Source organism: Myceligenerans indicum, assembly GCF_016742955.1.
GTDB lineage: Bacteria > Actinomycetota > Actinomycetes > Actinomycetales > Cellulomonadaceae > Myceligenerans > Myceligenerans indicum.
Map to the genome: position 1 here is coordinate 135,033 of NZ_JABBYC010000003.1, position 19,583 is coordinate 154,615.

The 19,583-nt window shown below is 70.6% G+C and carries 9 protein-coding genes; 6 read left to right on the forward strand and 3 right to left on the reverse strand.

What is annotated here, in order from left to right; all coding sequences use genetic code 11:
- Positions 1–14: 14 nt before the first annotated feature.
- From HGK34_RS04000 to HGK34_RS04010, 3 genes are all read right to left on the reverse strand, one after another.
- The gene (locus HGK34_RS04000) at positions 15–6,089 is read right to left on the reverse strand and encodes an Ig-like domain-containing protein (RefSeq protein ID WP_201845272.1); all 6,075 of its coding nucleotides are present in this window, start codon (positions 6,087–6,089) and stop codon (positions 15–17) included.
- 323 nt (positions 6,090–6,412) lie between these two features.
- The gene (locus tag HGK34_RS04005) at positions 6,413–12,496 is read right to left on the reverse strand and encodes an Ig-like domain-containing protein (protein ID WP_307815726.1); all 6,084 of its coding nucleotides are present in this window, start codon (positions 12,494–12,496) and stop codon (positions 6,413–6,415) included.
- 284 nt (positions 12,497–12,780) lie between these two features.
- A complete protein-coding gene (locus tag HGK34_RS04010) occupies positions 12,781–13,119 on the reverse strand; it encodes a DUF192 domain-containing protein (RefSeq protein WP_201845273.1) in 339 nt (112 codons plus the stop codon).
- A gap of 552 nt (positions 13,120–13,671) precedes the next feature.
- Here HGK34_RS04010 and HGK34_RS04015 point away from each other — a divergent pair.
- From HGK34_RS04015 to HGK34_RS04040, 6 genes are all read left to right on the forward strand, one after another.
- Entirely contained in the window at positions 13,672–14,484 is an 813-nt protein-coding gene (locus tag HGK34_RS04015) for a hypothetical protein (protein ID WP_201845274.1), read from the forward strand.
- Complete coding sequence (gene cpaB, locus HGK34_RS04020; protein ID WP_201845275.1) at positions 14,481–15,194, forward strand: Flp pilus assembly protein CpaB; 714 nt, start codon at positions 14,481–14,483, stop codon at positions 15,192–15,194. The genes HGK34_RS04015 and cpaB overlap by 4 nt, the downstream gene beginning before the upstream one ends.
- Before the next feature lie 2 nt (positions 15,195–15,196).
- A complete protein-coding gene (locus tag HGK34_RS04025) occupies positions 15,197–16,870 on the forward strand; it encodes a P-loop NTPase family protein (RefSeq protein ID WP_201845276.1) in 1,674 nt (557 codons plus the stop codon).
- Position 16,871: 1 nt separating this feature from the next.
- Entirely contained in the window at positions 16,872–17,231 is a 360-nt protein-coding gene (locus HGK34_RS04030; protein WP_201845277.1) for a TadE/TadG family type IV pilus assembly protein, read from the forward strand.
- An 87-nt stretch (positions 17,232–17,318) separates the two neighbouring features.
- Positions 17,319–18,626: a TadA family conjugal transfer-associated ATPase gene (locus HGK34_RS04035; RefSeq protein WP_201845278.1), complete on the forward strand. Its 1,308-nt coding sequence runs from the start codon at positions 17,319–17,321 to the stop codon at positions 18,624–18,626.
- Entirely contained in the window at positions 18,623–19,546 is a 924-nt protein-coding gene (locus HGK34_RS04040; RefSeq protein WP_201845279.1) for a type II secretion system F family protein, read from the forward strand. The genes HGK34_RS04035 and HGK34_RS04040 overlap by 4 nt, the downstream gene beginning before the upstream one ends.
- Positions 19,547–19,583: the final 37 nt, after the last annotated feature.

Below are 19,583 nucleotides of genomic sequence, written 5' to 3' on the forward strand. Positions count from 1 at the left end.
CTCCCCGCCCGATCTCAGACATTCCAGGTGGAGACGGTATATCTGACTCCGTCGACATACATCGCGACCTGGGTGCCGTTGTAACTTCTGCCCATGTAGCACGGCAGTTGCTTCGATCCGCTGGCACCGCTGATGTCGTACTTGTTGGCGGCCGGGACACCGGACCAGGTCGTCGGGTGCGGCTCGTGGATGTCATGCCACGCCTTCGGCCCGTCGTTGGCCGTCGTGTCCCCGGCCCAGCAGGCGACCTCGTGGCTGCCCTGGAGGTTCTGCCAGTTGACGACCCAGTACTTGCAGACCTCGCCGCAGCTGGGACCGTTGCTGGACGACGTCACCCAGACCTTGAGGTCGGCGATGCTGGCCTTCTTCGTGGCATAGGCCCCGCATCCGGCCGCGTTGCAGGCACGCGCCTTGACGGTCCAGCTCTTGCCGTAGCCGCCCGTCACACCGATGTCGAACGGCCAGGTGGTCTTCGTGCCGCTGTCGTTGCGCGAGCCCGAGATCGACCACTCGATCCGCTGCACCGGGCGGCCGCCGTCGGAGCTCGGCTCGCGCACGGTGAAGTAGCCACCGGTCGAGGCCGACTTGGTCCAGGAGATCCGCGGCGTGCCGGGCGTCGTGTACGGCTTCACCGCGTTGGACTCCGTGGACCAGGCCGAACAGACGTAGTCGTTGCACGCCCGCACCTGGAACGTGTAGGTGGTGCCGTTCGTCAGCCCCCGGTACGTGTACGAGGTCGTGTTCCCGACCGAGACGGTCCCCGAGCCGTTGCGCCGCACCTGGTAGTACTTGCCGGTGCCGCGCACGTCGCCGACGTCGGTCCACGTCACGTCTGCCTGGCCGCTCGTGGTGCTGCCCAGCGACGCCGTCGGCGCGGCCGGCCGCGGTGGCGTCCCGTACGGCGTCACCCTGCCGGACTGCGGGCTGGTCTCGCCCTTCCCCGCCTTGTTCTCGGCCGTCACCCGGAAGGTGTAGTCCTTCTTCGTGTCCAGGCCTTCCACGGTCTGGCTGGTGCCCGACACCTCGAGGGTGCGCCGGACCGAACCGGACTCGAGGACGTCCAGGTGGTAGAGCTTGACCGCGTCGCCGTTGTCCGCCGGAGCCGTCCACCTCACGCTGACCTGGCCGCCGAGCACGGTGTTGACCCGGGTGGCGGTCGGGGCGGCGGGGCGCGCCGGCGGCCCCGCCGGAACCTCCGGCGCCGACGGGTCGGACCACTCGGACGGGTCGGGGGCGGCGTTCCTGGCCTGCACACGCACGGTGTAGGACGTACCGTTCTCCAGCCCCTCCCAGACGGTGCTGGTGCCGGGGAGGCACGGCTTGTGGATCGTGCCGTTCGGCGGCGCCGGTGAGATCTCCAGGTTGACGCACTGGATCGGCGAACGATCCGAGTACTTGGTGTTCGTCCACTTCACGGTGAGCGACTCGTCGCCGAACTCGAGCTGCGGCGGGGCCGGCTGGTCCGGCTTCTGGTCGGGACGTGCCTGCTGCGACGGAGGCGACGCCGGCGACAGGCCCACCTCGTTCTCCGCCTGGACCGTGAACGTGTACGTCACGTCGTTGGTCAGGCCGCTCACCGTACAGGTGGTCGTGGGGCACGCCCGCTCGTCCCCCCGGGACGAGGTCACCGTGTAGCCCGTGATGGGGGCGCCGTTGTTGTTGGGCTCGTCCCAGGTCAGGACGACGGTCTCGGAGCGCACCTCCTCGACGCGCGGCGGCCGGGGCGCCTCCGGCCTGCCGAGAACGGTGAGCTTGATGAACCCGTCCACCTGGCGGTCCGGATCCCCCGTGGCGTCCTGCACGGTGTACCGGACCCGCATGAGGCCATGGAAGTTCGCGTCGGGCGTCACCACGACCTGGTCCCCGCTGTAGTCCACGGTCGCGTCGCCCGCCTCGACCTGCGGCACGCCGACGAGTTCGAGAGGGGTCTCCGGGAACGGGTTGGTGTCGTTCACCAGGACGGCCACACGGGTCGCCACACCCTGGTGGGCGTCGTCCACGCGGTCCTCACCGGTGGCCGGGAGCGGCCGGGTGGACGCCACGACGGCGACAATGAGCTCGCCCTCGACCGGGTCCGTCCTGCCGTCGGTCACGCTGATGTCGACCGTGGAGGACGCCCCCTTCGCGACCGAGGGATCGGCCTGTGCGGTCACGGTGCTGCCCTCGACGGACAGTGCCAGCCCCTCGCCCCCGCTCCTGACCTCGAACGTGAGCGGATCGTTCTCCGGGTCGTTGACGTATGCCGCGAGGTCGACCGCGCCCTCGTCGCCGGCGGGCACCTCCAGCCGCGGAACTCCGCGGAACTCCGGTGGCTGGTTGTTCGTGGGCTTGACCTCGAGGGGCAGGGTCAGGGTCGCCCTGCGGCCGTCCGGATCGTCCGGCCCGTCGCCGTCGGTCACCTCGAAGCTGACCGACGCCGGCCCCGCGTAGTCCTCCTTGGCCGTGTAGGTGATCCCCGTGAGGCCCGTGACCTCGACGGCACCCTCGACACCGCTGACCGTGGACTCCTCGGTGATCCGCGGCTCACGGCCCTCCTCGACCACGACGTAGTCCGCGATGTCGAGGTCCTTCGGCTCTCCGGCGTGGACCACGACCGGTTCGAGTCCTGGCCGGAGATGCGGGGTCAGCTCGTCGCCGGGAACGCGGACGAACGCGCTGGAGGTCAGTCCGTCCATGTCGGTGACCGTGTAGGTGATGATCTGCAGGTCCGGCTGCACCTCGATCGAGAGCTTCCCGTCCTGGGACAGCATGAGGCCCTCGGCCGGGGATTCCAGTTCCACCGCGAGGTCGGCGGCCACACCGTCCGGGTCCACGTCGTTCGCCAGGAGATCCACCGTGACGGACTCCTTGCCCACCACGTCGGGCACGGCGAGGACGTCGTCGTGCGCGACGGGCGGCTCCAGAGGAGCCTCGTCGTCGACCTGGACGGTGATGGCCCCCTGGGCACGGGCCTTGTACGTGTCCTGGATGCCGTAGAAGAAGGGGTGCTCGCCGTCCTCCTCCGGTGCGGTGACGACGACCTCGTCGTCGACGACACGGGGGTCGAGGTGGTCCGCACTGCCGAAGAGGGACTCGACCAGGCCGATCTGGTCGCCGTCCGGATCGGAGTCGTTCGCCAGCGCGTCGATCGCCACGGTGCGGCCCGGCCGGACGAGCGTCGTGTCGTCCTCGGCGACGGGCTTCTGGTTCGTCGTCGGAAGCGGAGCGATGCCCACCCGTACGTGGCCGACACCCACGGCTCCCCGGCTGTCGGTCGCCTGGTAGGTGAAGGCGTCGGTCCCGATGGCGTCCGGGGACGCCTGGTAGTCGATGAACCCGTCGACGATCCGCGCCTGCCCCTTGGCCGGAGCACCGGAGATGTCCGACAGCATGACGTGGTCCCCGTCCGGGTCGGCGCCGTCGAGCGGCACGTCCACGCGCACGGTCCCGCCTGAGAGCACACGTGCCGTGACCTCGGGAAGCTGGGGCGCGGTGTTCTTCTCGTCGCCGTTGACGTTGATGGTGATCTGAGCCGAGTCACGCTGGCCGTTCGGGTCCGTCACCTCGTAGACGGCGTGCGCCACCCCCTCCTCGTCGCCCGCCTTGAAGCGCACGACGTCCTCGGAGACGAACGCCTCGCCCTTCGCGGCGTCGGGCTCCTCCACCAGCTCGGGCTCGAGCTCGAGCGACAGTCCGTCGGGGTGCGAGTCGTTCTTGAGGACCGGGATCGTCACCGTGTCACCCACGTGGACGTCCACCTCGTCGGAGCCCGCCTCCGGCGGCCGGAGGCGGGACGACGTCGGAATCGGCACCACCTGGACCTGGCCCTCCGCCGTCGAGCTCCCGTTCGACGCCGTGTAGTTCAGCGTGACGGTCGCACCGAGCCGCTGCTTCTCCGTGATCCGCAGCACGCTGTGGTCCAGCACGGCGACCGTGAGCCCGGATTCCTCCGGCACCTCGATCGACTGGACCACGAGCACGCCGCCGGCCGGGTCGTCGTCGTTCGCGAGCACGTCCACCAGGCCCTCGCCGCCCTGAGGCAGGAGCACACGGTCGGAGACGACCACGGGCCTGCCGGCATCACGGGGCGGTTCGAGCACGTCCACCCGGACGAGCCCCACCGAGGAGCCGGAATCGTCCGAGACCTGGTAGGTGACGTCGTACGACCCGGGCTTCTCGCTGTAGAACGCGAAGTTCCCGGCCGTGAAGCCAGGCGTGATCTCGACCCCGTCCGGCCCCGTCACGTTGACGAGCCGCAGCTTGTCACCGTTCGGGTCGGAGTCGTTGCGCAGGGGCCATGCCGTCACCGGCTCACCCACCAGGGTCGTGACGTGGTCCTGGACGGGGATCGGGGGCTCCTCCTGCGCCACGACGTCGATGAGGACGCGGCCCTGGGCAGCTCCCCCCTCGCCGTCGGCCACCTGGACCTCCACGATCTTGCGGCCGGTCGCGCCGCCCCCGTCGAGGAACTCGAGCCGCCCGTCCGGCCGCGCACGCACCTCGTCGGCCGGGTCGGCAGTGGTGGCGTTCGACAGGAAGAGGTCGTCGCCCTCCGGATCCTTGAAGTAGGGCAGGACGTTCACGCCGGCGGTCCCCGCCTGCGCCACCTTGAGCACCGGCTCGCCGCTCTGCTCGGGAGGTTCGTTCTCCTCCATCGGGTGGACCGTGAGCTCGACGCTCGCCGTGGCCGTGCCGCCCTCGCGGCCGTCGTCGACGGTGTACTCGAAGCCGACGGTCCCGGTCGCGTCGGGAGGCACGTCCGCCTGCAGCGCCTTCCCGTCGAGGACCTCGTGCACCGTGATGTCGCCGCCCACCGCCGGATCGCCCTCGAGGGTGACGGTCATGACGTCGCCGTCGGGATCGACGTCGTTCCCCAGCACGTCGAGCACCGTCGTACGGCCGGGCCGCACGCCGATGTCGTCGTCCTTCGGCTCCGGGCGGTGGTTCGGCCGGTCCCGTGGCGCCACGAACTGGTCCACGAGTTCCTGGACGGTCTCCTGCGAGTCCGTCTCCTCACCCTCGTCGCTCTCGTTCTCCTTGAGTTCCCAGTCGTCGACCTTGCGGTAGTCCTCGGTGGGGAGCCAGAGCCCACCGCCGATCACGTCGTTGAGGACGACATGACCTCGGTTGGTCCGGAACTGCAGGATCGCGTTCGGCGGGAGTCCCTCAAGAGTCTGCCGGTCGTCGGCGTCGACGCCGGGGCAGTCGCGGATCACCTCACCGGTGGACGACCAGGCGCCGTAGGTGCACCCACCGAGCTGGACCGGCGCGGCAGGCCTGCCTGACGCGGGCTGCTTGAGCGCGTCGCCGCCACCGAGCGGCTGGTTCACCAGGAAGCCGGTGCCTGCGACGGCGACCGTGTCGACCGCTGGGGAAGGCTGCTGCAGCATCGCATCGGCCAGTCCGTCCGGACGAACCGTCTTGCCGCCGGGCAGGATCAGCGTCCCACCGCTGCGGTCCAGCACGACGGGCTGATCTCCCACGGCGGTGATCTGGAGGTCCGCGTCGTCGGCGGCGACGACGAGCGAGTCCTCGGCCACCTCACCGGGCGCACCCTGGGCACCCGTGGCGACCGAGGTGAGCGTGCCGTCCGCGGGCGAGGCCACGTACACGGTGCCATCGGTGCCGACGGCCAGCGCGCCTCCCGTGCCGACCTTCGCGGTGGGGTCGAGCTCGTCCTCGTCGAACGCCAGCATGCCGTCGAACGGCAGCACCCACAGCCGCCCGTCCGCCGGGTCGTACACCGCGAACGCCGGGCCCCCGGAAGCCACCAGCGCTCCGGACGGCACCGCGAGGGTCCCGCCGAGCTGGACGTGTGCCGGGTCGACCGGCCCTGCCTGTCCCTGGCCGACGTCGTCCAGGAGTACGCGGCCGGCGTTCTGCGAGACGTCGAAGCTGGTGGAGTTCGTCGCCAGGATGCCGTCGATCGCCCGGGCATCGACGTTGTACCGGCCGAGTTCGCCGTGGCCCGCCCGCGTCACCCAGATCCCGGAGTCGTTCAGCACCACCTCGGCGGTCGCCTCACCGTCGTACCAGAGCGCGAGGCCGAGGACCGCAGCAGAGAAGACCGTCACGACACCCGTCGACGCGACGGCGCGCTTGTTCTCCATGAGTCGTGACACCAAGGACACGAGGCTCCCCCTCGACTGTTGGACTTGGCTGACATGGACGCGCTGGGCCGCACGGCCCATTGTCGGCTTCCGACCCGCCTGTCCGAATGATCTCGTTCATCCGCCAGATTCCCGAGTTCACCCTACAAGGGGGTACTGACACCCGAACAGGAAAGTCGTATGGGGACTTGTCCCCATGCGCGGGGAGCTCCACGGCCGTGGACGTGTCTCCCGCACGAAGGCGGACGCCGCTCGGCAGCGGGAGGGAGCCGGCCAGGCATTCGACCCGGCCGGCCGCTCCCCGCTTCCGCGCGGAGGACCGCCTACCACGACGACGACTGGTACCTCGTGCCGTCGATCACCACGGCCACCGACGTGCCCGGGTAGCCGTAGTAGCAGTTCAGCTGCTTCGTCCCGGAGCCCCCGAAGTTCAGGGTCTGACCGGCTCCGCCCGAGCTCCTGCTGCCGTCGATGATGTTGTGCCACCCGGTCGTGTCCGGGTTCGTCCCCGCCCAGCACTCCACCCTGTGGTTGCCGCTCGGGAAGTCGCTGTAGTTGATCTTGAAGTAGGCGCACGACGCGTCCGAGCACTGGGAGTTGCTCACCGACGAGCCGTGCACCACTCGTGCCGCGGGGTTCGGGGCGGCGTCGGTGGATCCGGAGGCCGACGCATAGGCTCCGCATCCCGCCTGGTTGCAGGCACGTGCCTTGAGTGTGTAGTTCTTGTCGTAGCCGCCGTTCACGTTGATGTCGAACGGGCCGGACGTCTTCGACCCGCTACCCGACTGCGAACCGCTCAGCACCCACTCGATCTTCGTGACGGCGCTGCCGCCGTTCGATCCCGGGTTGCGCACGGTGAAGTGGCCGTCGGTGGCGCTGTCCTTGTACCAGGTCACTCCCGGGGTGCCGGGCGTGGTGTACGGCTTGACGGAGTTGGACTCCCCTGACCACACGGAGCAGGCGCCCTTGTCGTTGCAGGCCCGCACGCTGAACGTGTACGTGGTCCCGTTCGACAGGCCGGTGAAGGTCATCGTCGTGCCCGTGGTCTGCCGGGTGCTGGTCGCCGGGCTGGACCGGACCTCGTAGTAGCCGCCCGTGCCGCGGAAGCTGCCGACAGCACTCCAGGTCACGCTCGCCTTGCCGCTCGTGTCTCCGGGGATCAACGAGGCCGACGGGGCGGCAGGGCGGTCCGGGGTGCCGTAGGGCTGGACCGCGTTCGACTGCGCACTCTTCTCGGAGTCCCCCGCCTTGTTCCGGGCCAGCACCCGGAACGTGTAGGTCTTCTTCGGGTCCAGGCTCTGCACCGTCTGGCTGGTCCCGGTGATCGCCTCGAGCGTCCGGACCGTCGAACCGCCCTCCAGCACGTCGAGGTCGTAGTCCTTGATCGCGTCGCCGTTGTTGGCGGGCGCGGTCCAGTTGACGTTGATCTGACCGCCGAGGTTCGTGTTCACCCGTGTCGCGGTGGGCGGCGCGGGTTGCTCCGGGGGGCCGGCCGGCACCTCGGGCGCGGACGGGTCGGACCACTCCGACGGATCGGGGGCCTCGTTCTTCGCCTGGACCCGCACCGTGTACGCCGTGCCGTTCTCCAGACCTTCCCAGGTGGTGCTCGTCGTCGCGAGACACCTCTTCTGGGTGACGCTGTTCGGCGGCGCGGGCGAGATCTCCAGGTTCACGCACTCGATCTGCGAACGGTCCGAGTACGTCCTGTTGGTCCACGAGACCTCGAGCGACTGGTCGCCGAACACCAGCTGGGGTGGTGCGGGCTGGTCCGGCTTCTCGTCCGGACGCGCCTCCTGCGACTGCGGCGAGGGATCGCCGAGCCCCACCTCGTTCTCCGCGCGCACCGTGAACGTGTAGGTCACGTTGTTCGTCAGGCCCGTGACGGTGCACGTCGTCGTGGGGCACCGCTGCTCGTCACCCTGGGACGAGGTCACCGTGTAGCTCTCGATGGGCGCGCCGTTGTTGTTGGGCTCGTCCCAGCTGAGCACGACGGTCTCGGACCGCACCTCTTCCACGCGGGGGGCACGCGGCGCCTCCGGCTTTCCGAGCACGGTCAGGTTGATCACCCCGTCGACCTGCCGGTCGGGATCCTTCGTCGCGTCCTGCACCGTGTACTTCACCCGCATCGCGCCGTGGAAGCCCTCCTCGGGCTGGACGGCGACCTGGTCGCCGCGGTACTCCGCGGTCCCCTTGCCCGTCTCCACGACCGGGACGCCGACGAGCTCGAGCGGCACCTCGGGGAACGGGTTGTTGTCGTTGACCAGGACGTCCACGAGCTCGGCCACACCCTCGTGCGCGTTGTCCACGACGTCCTCGCCGGTGACGGCCAGCGGCCGCGTCGACGCCACGACCTTGACGGTCAGCTCGCCCGGGACCGGATCGGTGTGTTCGTCGGTCACCGTGAACGGGATGACCCGCGACGTGCCCTTGGTGACCGACGGCTCCGCCTGGGCGGTCACGGTGCCGGCGCGCACGGAGGCCGAAAGCCCCTCGACGTCGCCCTTGAGCTCGAACGTCAGGGTGTCGTTCTCCGGGTCCCGGACGTAGGCCGCCAGATCGACGGCGTTCTCCTCACCGGCCGGCACCTCCAGCACCGGGCTCCCCTTGATCTCCGGAGGCTGGTTGTCGGTGGCCCTGACCTCGATGGGGAGCGTGAGCGTGGCCTTGCGTCCTTCGGGGTCCTCGGCGCCGGCGCCGTCGGTCACCTCGAAGCTCACCGATGCCGGGCCGATGTAGTCGTCCTCGGAGAGGTAGGTCAGGCTCGTCGGCCCCTCCACCGTCACCGAGCCGTCGACGGCGCTGACCTTCGACTCCTCCGTGATGCGCGGCTTGCGCCCTTCCTCGACCACCACGTACTCGAACAGGTCGATCTCCAGCGGCTCCCCGCTGGTCGCCTCCAGCGGGTCCAGGCCGGGCTTGAGATGCGGGGTGAGCGCGTCGCCGGGAACCCGCACGAACGCGCTGGACTCCAGCCCGTCCATGTCCGTGACGGTGTAGGTGACGATCTGCAGGTCCGGGGTCACCGGGATCGTGATCTTCCCGTCCTCGGACAGCGTCGCGTCCTGCGCTCCCGTGCTCACCTCGAGCTCGGACGCCACTCCGTCGGGGTCGACGTCGTTGGCCAGCACGTCCACAGTGACGGAGTCCTTGCCCGCCACGTCGGGGATCGAGAGGACGTCGTCGTTCGCCACCGGAGGCAGGAGCGGGGCGTCCGGGGAGACCTTGACCGTGATGGCAGCCTGCGCCCGCGCCTTGTAGGAGTCCTGGATCCCGTAGTAGAAGGGGTGCTCGCCGGCCTTGCCCGGTGCCGTCACGATCACCTGGTCGTCCTCGACCTGCGGGTCGAGGTCTCCGGTGCTGGCGAACAGGGACTCCACCAGGCCGATCTCGTCCCCGTCCGGGTCCGTGTCGTTCGCCAGCGCATCGATCGCCACCGTTCGGTCCGGGCGCACGAGTGTCTCGTCGTCCTGAGCGATCGGCTTCTGGTTGGTCTCCGGCGACGGGGCGATTCCCACCCGCACGGTTCCCAGGCCGACGGCTCCCCGGCTGTCGGTCGCGGTGTAGGTGAACGTGTCCGTCCCCTCCGCGTCCGGTGATGCCTCGAAGTCGATGAAGCCGTCGGTGATCCGGGCGCGTCCCATCGTCGGAGCTCCGGCGATGTCCGACAGCATGGTGTAGTCGCCGTCGGGGTCGACGCCGTCGAGGGGGACGTCGATCCGCACCGTTCCGCCCTGCAGGACGCGTGCGGTCACGTCCGGAAGCTGCGGTGCCGTGTTCTCGTCGCCGTCGCGCACGTTGATCGTGATCTGTGCCGAGCCGCGCTGCTTGTTCGGGTCCGTGACCTCGTAGACCGCATGCGCGACGCCCGCCTCGTCGCCCGCCTTGAAGCGGATCACGTCCTGGGAGACGAATGCCTCGCCGAGGCTCGGGTCGGGCTCCTCGGCCAGTTCACGGGCGAGCGTGATCGGCAGGCCGTCCGGGTGCGAGTCGTTCTTCAGCACCGGGATCGTGACCGTGTCCCCCACGTGCACGTCCACCTCGTCGGCTCCCGCCTCGGGCGGACGGAGGCGCTCCGTCCTCTGGATCGGCACGACCTGCACCTGTCCGTGGGCCGTGGCCTCGCCGTTCGACACGGTGTAGCCGATGGTCGTGGCCGCCTCGAGGCGCCTGTTCTCGGTGACCTTCAGGACGTGGTGGTCCAGCACCGCGACGGTGAGGCCGGAGTCCTCGGGAACGTCCACCTCCTGGACCACGAGCACACCACCGGCCGGGTCGGTGTCGTTCGCGAGCACGTCCACGAGGCCTTCGCCGCCCTTGGGCAGCAGGACCTGGTCGGTGACCACCACCGGCTTGCCGGCGTCGCTCGGCGGTTCGACGACATCCACCCGGACCAGGCCGGTCGCGGTCTGGGGGCCGTCGCTGACGGTGTAGGGGATGTCGTACGAACCGGCGGCCTCGCTGACGAACCTGAAGGTGCCCGCCGTGTGGTACATCGTGATCTCGGCCGGCGCGGCGTCCCCCACGTGCGTCAGCCGGAGCCGGTCACCGTTCGGGTCCGAGTCGTTCTCCAGCGGACGCACCGTGACCGGCTCACCCACCAGGGTCGTCACGTGGTCCTGCACGGGGAGCGGGGGCCGCTCGTCCGCGACGACGGACACGTTGACGCGCCCGGTGGCCGCTCCGGTCCCGTCGGAGACCGTGACGTCGATGACCTTGGTGCCCGTCGCTCGGCCGCCGTCGAGGAACTCGATCGTGCCGTCCGGCCGGAAGCGCACGTCGTCCTCGGGGTCCTGCGTGGTCGCCTGGGCGAGGAAGAGGTCGTCGCCGTCGGGGTCCTTGAAGTAGGGCAGCACCTTGATCTCGCCCGTGCCCCCCTGTGCGACCTTGAGCCCCGGAATGCTCGGCTCCACGGGGATCTCGTTCTCGTCCGGCTGGCGGACCCTCAGGGTGACGTCCGCCTCGGCGGTGCCGTTCTCGCGGCCGTCGTCGACCTGGTAGGTGAAGGTGATGGTGCCCTTCGCGTCCGGGGGAACGTCCGCCTGCAGGGCCGCCCCGTCGAGCACCCGGTGGATGGTGATCTTCGAGCCCTCGCCGGGACCGCCGGCCACCGAGGCCGTCATGACGTCGCCATCGGGGTCCATGTCGTTGCCGAGCACGTCGAGCACCGTCGTGCGGCCGGGCCGGACGCCGAGATCGTCGGGCTTCGGCCGCGGTGGCTTGTTCGGCTGGTCGCGATCGGCGACCGTCTGGTCCACCTGCGTGTAGACGGTCGTCTCGGAGTCGGACTTCTCGCCCTCGTCGTTCTCGTTGTCCTTCTGGTCCCAGTCGTCGACCTTGCGGTAGTCGTCCGTGGGCAGCCACAGATATCCACCGATCACGTCGTTCAGGATGATCCGGCCACGGTTCGTGCGGTACTGCAGGACCGCGTCGGGCGACAGCCCGTCGAGGACCTGCCGGGCGTCGGAGTCCGTTCCGGGGCAGTCGCGGATCACCTCGCCGGAGCCCGACCAGGCCCCGTAGGTGCACCCGCCGACCTGGACCGGAGCGGCAGGCCGGCCCGACCGGTGCTGGGTGAGCGCGTCGCCGCCGTCGAGCGGCTGGCTGACCAGCGAGTCACCGGTGGCGACGGCCACCGTGTCCGACGGACCCGACGGCTGCTGCAGCTGCGCCTCGGCGAAACCGCTGACATGGATCTGGTCACCGCCGGGGAGGATCAGGGTCTCCGCGGTGCGGTCCAGGACCACCGGCCGGTCACCGACAGCGGAGACCTGCAGGCTCGCGCCCTCCTGGACGTCGAGGCGCTCGGTCTCGACCTCACCCGGTGCGCCGCGCCGACCCGTGCGGACGCTCGTCAGCTCGGCGTCGCCGGCCGTCGTCGCGACGTACACCGTCCCGTCGGTACCCACGGCCAGCACGCCGTCCTTGCCGATCTCCGCGGTGGGATCCAGCTCCTCCTCGTCGAAGGCCTGCGCCCCGTCGAAGGGAAGGACCCAGAGCCGGCCCGACTCGCCGTCGTAGACGGCGGTCGTGGCGCCGCCCGACGCCGCCTGCGCGCCGGCCGGCAGGTCGAGGGCGCCGGCGAACTCGAGGTGAGCGGGGTCGACGGGGCTGGCCTCGGAGTTCCCGTCGTCCTTCAGGAGAACGCGCCCGCCGTCCTGCGACACGTCGAAACTCGTCGAGGCGGTCTGCATGATGCCGTCGATCGCGGAGGCCTCGACGTTGAAGCGGCCGAGCTCCCTCTGGCCGGCCCTGGTCACCCAGATGCCCGAGTCGTTGAGCACCACCTCCGCGGTCGCCTCGCCGTCGTACCACAACGCCAGGCCGACGAGCGCACCCGAGAAGACCGTGACCACACCGACCGAAGCGACCGCGCGCTTGTTCTCCATGAGGCGTGACACCAGGGACACGAGTCTCCTCCTCGACTACCGCGTTGTGGTGATGGGCGCGATCGACCGGGCGCGCTCCCCGCCACCCGTTTGCCGACCTGTCCGATTAATCGGGTCCGCACCAAGAATTCGGACTTCACCCTACAAGGAGACACTGACACCCAGAGGGGAAACCCGGATGGGGAGATCTCCCCATCCGCAGGATCTCCACATTTCCGTGAGGCACAGAGGTAATTCTCCGGCATCGTTTCGACCCAGATTGAAAGGTCACGGACCCGCAGACCCGCCCGGAGCGCCCGCGCGGATCAGGCTCCCGCCAGGACCACCGTGCTACCGACACGCAGCCCCCAGCGCTCGAAGCTCCCGGCCGGCGCCTCCAGGACGCTGCCGACGCCACGGCGGATCGCGGACACGCCCCAGGGGCGCAGCACCTGCGCGTGCAGCACGTCACCGTCGGCACCGAGCAGCGCGACGTCGAGCCGCACGCGCATCCACGCACCGTGCACCGACGAGCACGGACGCAGCACCAGGGCCTCGGGCAGCTCGCGCCGGAACAGCAGCCCGCGCGCTCGCCCCAGGGCGGTGTCGGCCACCTCGGCCTCGGCCACCGGGCTGCCGTCGACCACCAGCGTGCGCCGCTTCATCGAACCCCCTCGTTCACGGACGACTGTTCACCGCGCGCCTCTCACCAGGCGCCTCGGACCGGAATTTTCCACCGTAGGCAGGCCTTTCTACCATGCGTGCACGGCGCCACCCACGAGAGCCGGGGCGCCTCGCACGGCTCACGGCGCGGGCGGCATCACGCCCCCGTTATCAGTGACCGATCGGGCGTGCATCGTGTGCATTTCGTGACTGGTCTGTGTTGAACACTTTCGCCAGTGCTGACCGACATGACCGCCATTGCGCGCCTGGTATCGATTTCAATACCCGAGGCACCCTCCACACCCTCCGCCCGCTTCCCGGGATTATCTGACCGTTCTGCCCGGTACATGCTTGACGGTCAGCAATGAGCCCGTCAGCATCCAACATGGAACCGGCGGAATGGCCCCGGTCACAGTTCGACGCCCGGCAGTGCCGCCCGGCACAGGACAGGACGGTGGTTCCACGGAGCGCACAGCTCGCACGCCGGGACAGCTCGGCGCGGGGTTTGTTAGTTCCGGTAGCAAGATCCGTTCCGGTCACCAAAGGGGGAAACCGTGCTCGTCGTCGCGATCGGTGCACCGGAAGGCGTCCACGCCTCGGTCCACCGGGCTGATCCCACGCTGGAGTCCGTCGTGGCCGCCATCCGCCGCCTTCCCGTGGACGACGTCGTGCTCGCGACGCGTGACGAGGCGGCACGCAAGGTCGCTCGCTCGGCCCGCCTGGTCCTGGGCCCCGAACGCCTCGCGATCCTGCACCTGGAGGTGCACCTCACGGCCTGGGCCGTGATCCTCGCCGGCCTGACCACTCCCGCACTCCCGGCGGCATCGGCCCGCGCCGTGGCCGACGACGTCCTGTCCCGCGTCGTCACGCGCGCCCTCGTCTCGACGGTCACTTCCCTGGCCGAGCCCACCCCGACGTTCCGTCAGCACGCGGGCAGCCTTCTGCCCACCTCGGCGTTCGTGGTCGACCCCGGCCGGGGCACCGTCGGGCGGTTCCTGGGCCACCTCGGGGTCCCGGACGGCGAGACCATCGTCGTCGCACGGTCCCCGCGGCCGGTCGTCCCCGGGGTGGACGCGCTGCTCCCCCACCCTGCCGACGTCGAACTGGGCGGGCCCCACGGTCTCCCGGCGGCCGAGTGGCCGGCACCACGGTGGTTCGAGGTGTCCAGCCTCGACGCCCCGCTCACCACGACCATCGCCAACGTGGCCTCCGGGTTCTTCCGCTGGCCGGCCTGCGACGTCTGCGGCCGCGCGGCTCCGGAGTCCTGTCTCTTCTGCGACGTCGCCGCCCACCCCGCCCGGACCGGGTCACGCGGTGGCGTCGCAGGGGCCACACCCCATCCCGAGCCCTTGGAGGCTGTCCGATGAATCCCCGGCAGCGACGAGGGGTGTTCCTCCTCGTCGTCACCTCCGTCCTGGCAGTCGCCGTCTTCGCGGGCGTCCTGTACTACGTGCGCACGGTCAGCACGCAGGTGGGCCCCATGACCACGGTGCTGCAGCTGAACCGTGCGGTGGAGGCGCAGGAGCCCATCGAGCCGGCGATGCTGGAGGAGATCGCGGTCCCGGAACGCTGGGCCCCCGCCTCCGCCCCGCACACCAAGTCGGACGTGGAGGGGCTCGTCGCGGCCACCGCCTACAAGCGGGGTGCGGTGGTGCAGGCGGGCATGCTGGTGGAACGCCCGATCGTGCAGCCCGGGTTCCGCGAGGTGGCCGTCGTCGTCGACGCCGAGACGGGCGTCGCCGGCAAGGTGCGGCCCGGGGACCGTGTCGACGTCATCGCGACGATGCGGGCCGACGGCGACTCCAAGAACCTCGCCCGGGTCTGGGTGTCGAACGTGCTGGTGGTCGAGGTGGGGATCCCCACCACGGTCGAGGACCCGGACGACATCGCCCCCAGCCGCGGCCTTCCGGTGACGTTCGCCCTGAGCACCGAGGACGCGCTGACGCTGGCATACGTCGAGACCTTCTCCGAGAAGATGCGTATCGCGCTGCGCGGCGCGGGTGACGAGGCCGAGATCCCGTTCGACGAGCGGACCTTCGACGGCACCGTTGCCCAGAAGAAGAAGCAGGAGAGCTGAACGTGGCGACCAAAGTCCTGCTCGTGACCGCGTCGCACGAGGTGCGGGACCATCTGGGCCACGTGCTCTCGGAGTCCGACGGCTTCGAGCTCGCGGCGGCCGTGGCGGACACCCCGGGCGTCATGACGGCGCTGGACCGTCACCCGGACGTCGGCCTCATCGTGGTCGACGAGGCCGCCGACGACGGCCGGGGACACGCCCTGGCCCGCACGGTGGGTATGGCGGTCCCGCTCACGGGGATCGTGATGGTCGTCGAGGCGCACAACGCGGCCGAGATGAGCACCGCCATGGCGGCCGCCATGGAGGTCGGCGCGCGGTCCGTGATCGCCCGCAACTCGGGTCTCGAGGAAGTGCTCACCCGGTTCGAGTCCGTGGCGTCGTGGTCGGCGGTGGCACAGGCCGCGATCTCCGCGGAACGCACGGGTGGCCGCAGCGGGCGGATCATCGCCGTGGCCGGCGCGAAGGGCGGGGTGGGCACCTCGGTGCTGGCCCTCCTGCTGGCCCGGGCGGGCCGCACCGGCGACACCACCCTCGTCGACCTCGACGTCGCCGCCGGTGACCTCACCGCCTACGCCGGAGTCCGCACCCGCCGCTCGATCGTCGACCTGGCGGGCGTGGAGGGCGAGATCACCGGGCGCATGCTGCGCGAGACCACCTACGACGTGCCCGGGGGCATCCGCCTGCTGCCGGCCCCGGCCGACGGCGAACGGGGCGAGGAGATCGCGGCGGCGGCGGTCCGGTCGATCCTTTCCGGCCTGCGGTTCGAGTCGGACCTCGCGGTGCTCGACGTCGGGACCCACCTGGACGAGGTCCGCGCCACCGCGCTGGAGTTCGCCGATCGCGTGCTTCTCGTCTCCACCCCCGATCTCCCGTCCCTGCGGTCCGCCCGCCGCGCGCTCGCGCAGTGGGAGCGCCTGGCCATCCGCCAGCCGACGTCGGTGGAGCTGGTCCTCAACCGGCGCAGCCCGAAGGACGAGGTCACACCCCAGCTCGCCGAGCGCATCGTGGAGCGTCCGGTCGCGTTCACCGTGCCCGACGGCGGAACCGCGTTCGCAGCCGCCGTCAACACCGCCACCCTGCTGGAGTCGCCCACACCTGTACACAGGGCGGTCGCCGAGGTGGGCGCGGCCGCGCTCCGCGAGGAGGCCGGTGACACGCCGTCGGACACACCGGACGGCCCCACGGAGGTGGAGGCCCTGGTGGCCGGCTCGGCGAGCCGGCCCGGCCGCCGCGACCGCAGGACGGCGGGCAGGGCGCAGAGGACCGACAAGAGAAGCGCGAGCCACAAGGCGCCCGAACGGCCCGCCACCCGGGACGCCGGTCAGGCATCCGTCGAGCTGCCGGTCTTCATCGCCGTGGCACTGATGACGATCCTGCTGTGCGTCCAGGGCATCGGCTGGGCCTCGGGCCTCCTGGCCGCTCGTGCCGCCGCGCAGGAGGGGGCGCGGACGGTCGGCATCGTCGGCTACCACGAGGACGAACACGTCGACGAGGTCGAGCGGCGTGTCCGCCAGGACGTACGTGAACGCCTGCCCCACGCCCTGCGCGAGGTGGTCCGGGACTCCGACATCGCCATCTCGTCCGACGAGGTGAGCGTGCGGGTCACCGTCCCGACCGTCCTGCCCGGCGTGGAGCTGTCCGCGTCGTCCACCGCCCCCGTCTACCCGGAGCGCTGAGATGGACGGCGGTCCGCGGCACCACGACGCCGGCCAGGCGATGGTCGAGCTCGTCGGCGTCGTCTTCGTCATCGTCCTGGTCGCACTGCTCGCGATCCAGGGCATCACCGTCGCCCAGACGGCCTCGATCACGCAGGAGGCCGCCCGGAACGGAGCCCGCGCCCTGAGCCAGGGAGAGGACTGGCGGTCCGTCGTGGAGGAGCAGATCCCCGACGGCCTGGAGCTCGAGGCCGCCGAGTTCGCCGCCGAGGACGGCACGGCCCGCGTGCAGGTGACGGTCTCCGCGCCGCTCGGCCTGGGCGAGATGCAGGTCACCGACGTGTCGCTCACGCGGGCCGCGGAGTTCCCGATGGAGGACTGACGGGAGACGCCGGTCCCCGCGGACCGGGGCACGGCAGGCCCGGTCACGACATCCGAGACAGACCACGACAGGAAAGGGAGGGGTGACATGGCCCTTCGCGACCGGCTCGCCGCCGACGAGCGACGCGACGACGACCACGACCTCGCCAAGGTCTACCGCGAGCGCCTGCTCGAGGAGATCGACGTCGACGAGCTCTCCCGCCTCGCCCCGGCCCAGCGCAGGGTCAGGCTGGAGCGCGTGCTGTCCCGCATGCTCTCCGTCGACGGACCGGTCCTGTCCGCCCGGGAACGCAGCGCGCTGGTGCAGCGGATCGTGGACGACGCGCTCGGGCTGGGCGTGCTGGAGCCGCTGCTGGCGGACGAGTCGATCACCGAGATCATGGTGAACGGACCACAGGACGTCTTCGTGGAGCGGTACGGCAAGGTGGAGCGGGTCCCGACCCGGTTCCCGTCCTCGGACCAGCTCTATCAGACGATCGACCGGATCGTGTCGCAGGTGAACCGCCGGGTGGACGAGTCCTCGCCGATGGTGGACGCACGTCTGCCGAGCGGCGAACGCGTGAACGTCATCATCCCGCCGCTGGCGCTGGACGGGCCGACGCTGACGATCCGGCGGTTCCCGACGCCCTTCCGGATGAGTGAGCTGGTGGACCGCGGCACGCTCGACGGGCACACCGCGGCACTGCTGGGGTCCTGCGTGCGAGCACGGCTGAACGTGGTGGTCTCGGGCGGCACGGGTTCGGGGAAGACGACGTTCCTGAACGCCTTGTCGGGCATGATCCCGGAGCAGGAACGCATCGTGACGATCGAGGACGCCGCCGAGCTGTCCCTGCAGCAGGGACACGTGGTGCGGCTCGAGTCCCGTCCGGCGAACGTGGAGGGGCGGGGCGCGGTCGTGATCCGGGATCTGGTGCGCAACGCCCTGCGCATGCGGCCGGACCGGATCATCGTCGGTGAGGTCCGTGGCGGCGAGACGCTGGACATGCTGCAGGCGATGAACACCGGCCACGACGGGTCGATCGCCACGGTGCACGCGAACACGGCGCAGGACGCGCTGAGCCGGCTGGAGACGCTCGCCTCGATGAGCGAGGTGGAACTGCCGGTGACGACCCTGCGGGACCAGATCAACTCGGCGATCGACGTCGTCATCCACCTGGAGCGCGCACAGGACGGCTCGCGCCGTGTCGTGGAGGTGCAGGCGGTGACGTCGAGGCGGCGTGAGGACTACGCGCTGACCCCGCTGGTGGAGTTCGTGACCGATCCGCTGGGCCCGGACCGTCTCGTGACGGGTCGGTTCCTGCGGTCCACGCCGCCGGCGGAGCTGGTGGAACGGCTCCGCCGGGCCGGCGAGGCCGTGCAGGGCCCGGCTCCGGCCGACGGGGGTGCGACGTCATGATCGTCCTCCTCGTGGCCGTGGGCCTGCTGGTGACGCTCATGACGGCGGCGGCGACCGTCGCGACGTGGGCGAACAACGCGGAGATCGAGCGGCGGATCGTGGAGTCCGCCGAGATGGACCCGAAGAAGCGCGTCGGCGTTTTCGCCCGTCTCGACGAGCGCCTGCAGCGGGTCCGCTGGGGGCAGCGCCTGCAGTCCCTGCTCGCTGGTTCGGGCCTGCCGGGGTGGTCGCCGTCGATGTTCGTCGCCGCGACGGCGGCGGCGGCGCTCGCGGGTGGTCTGATCGTGCTTCCTCTGTTCGGCCGCACGACGGCGGCGCTGGCGGTTCTGATCGTCGTCGTCGCCGTACGGAGCTGGCTGGAGCGGCGGCGCAAGCAGCGGGTGGACCGGTTCGTGGCGCAGTTGCCCGAGCTCGCACGGCTGCTGGCGAACGGCGCGTCGGCCGGTCTGGCGGTGCGCCGCTCGTTGGAGATGGCGGCCGACGAGATGCCGGAGCCCGCGGGTTCGGAGGTGTCGCAGGTGAGCGCCGAGATGGCGGTGGGCCGGTCGTTGCAGCAAGCCCTCGACAGCCTGAGCGAGCGTCTTCCGTCGCGCGAGTTGTCGGTGCTGGTCCAGACGCTGTCGATCCAGGGGCGGACGGGCGGCGCCCTGGTCACCGCGTTGTCGGGGATCGGCAGCACGCTCGAGGAGCGGCGCCGGCTGCGTCGTGAGGTGGCCACGTCCACTCTCGGCGCCCAGTTCTCCGGGTACACGGTGATCTTCCTGGCCTTCGGCGCGGTGGCACTGATGAACGTGTTCAGCCCGGGCGTGGTCGACGAGATGATCACCAACCTCATCGGCCAGGTGGTGCTGCTCGTCGCGACCGGCTTGTTCGTGGTCGGCTACTTGCTGGTCCGCCGCCTCGCGAAGGTGGAGGTGTGACGAAGGGCGCAGTGCACGGTGTGGGCCGAGGAACGAG

Excerpts from the sequence above, each read along its gene's own strand:
- HGK34_RS04000 (WP_201845272.1), bottom strand. The coding sequence starts at position 6,089 with ATGGAGAACAAGCGCGCCGTCGCGTCGACGGGTGTCGTGACGGTCTTC.
- HGK34_RS04010 (WP_201845273.1), bottom strand. The coding sequence starts at position 13,119 with ATGAAGCGGCGCACGCTGGTGGTCGACGGCAGCCCGGTGGCCGAGGCC.
- cpaB (WP_201845275.1), top strand. The coding sequence starts at position 14,481 with ATGAATCCCCGGCAGCGACGAGGGGTGTTCCTCCTCGTCGTCACCTCC.
- HGK34_RS04030 (WP_201845277.1), top strand. The coding sequence starts at position 16,872 with ATGGACGGCGGTCCGCGGCACCACGACGCCGGCCAGGCGATGGTCGAG.
- HGK34_RS04035 (WP_201845278.1), top strand. The coding sequence starts at position 17,319 with ATGGCCCTTCGCGACCGGCTCGCCGCCGACGAGCGACGCGACGACGAC.
- HGK34_RS04040 (WP_201845279.1), top strand. The coding sequence starts at position 18,623 with ATGATCGTCCTCCTCGTGGCCGTGGGCCTGCTGGTGACGCTCATGACG.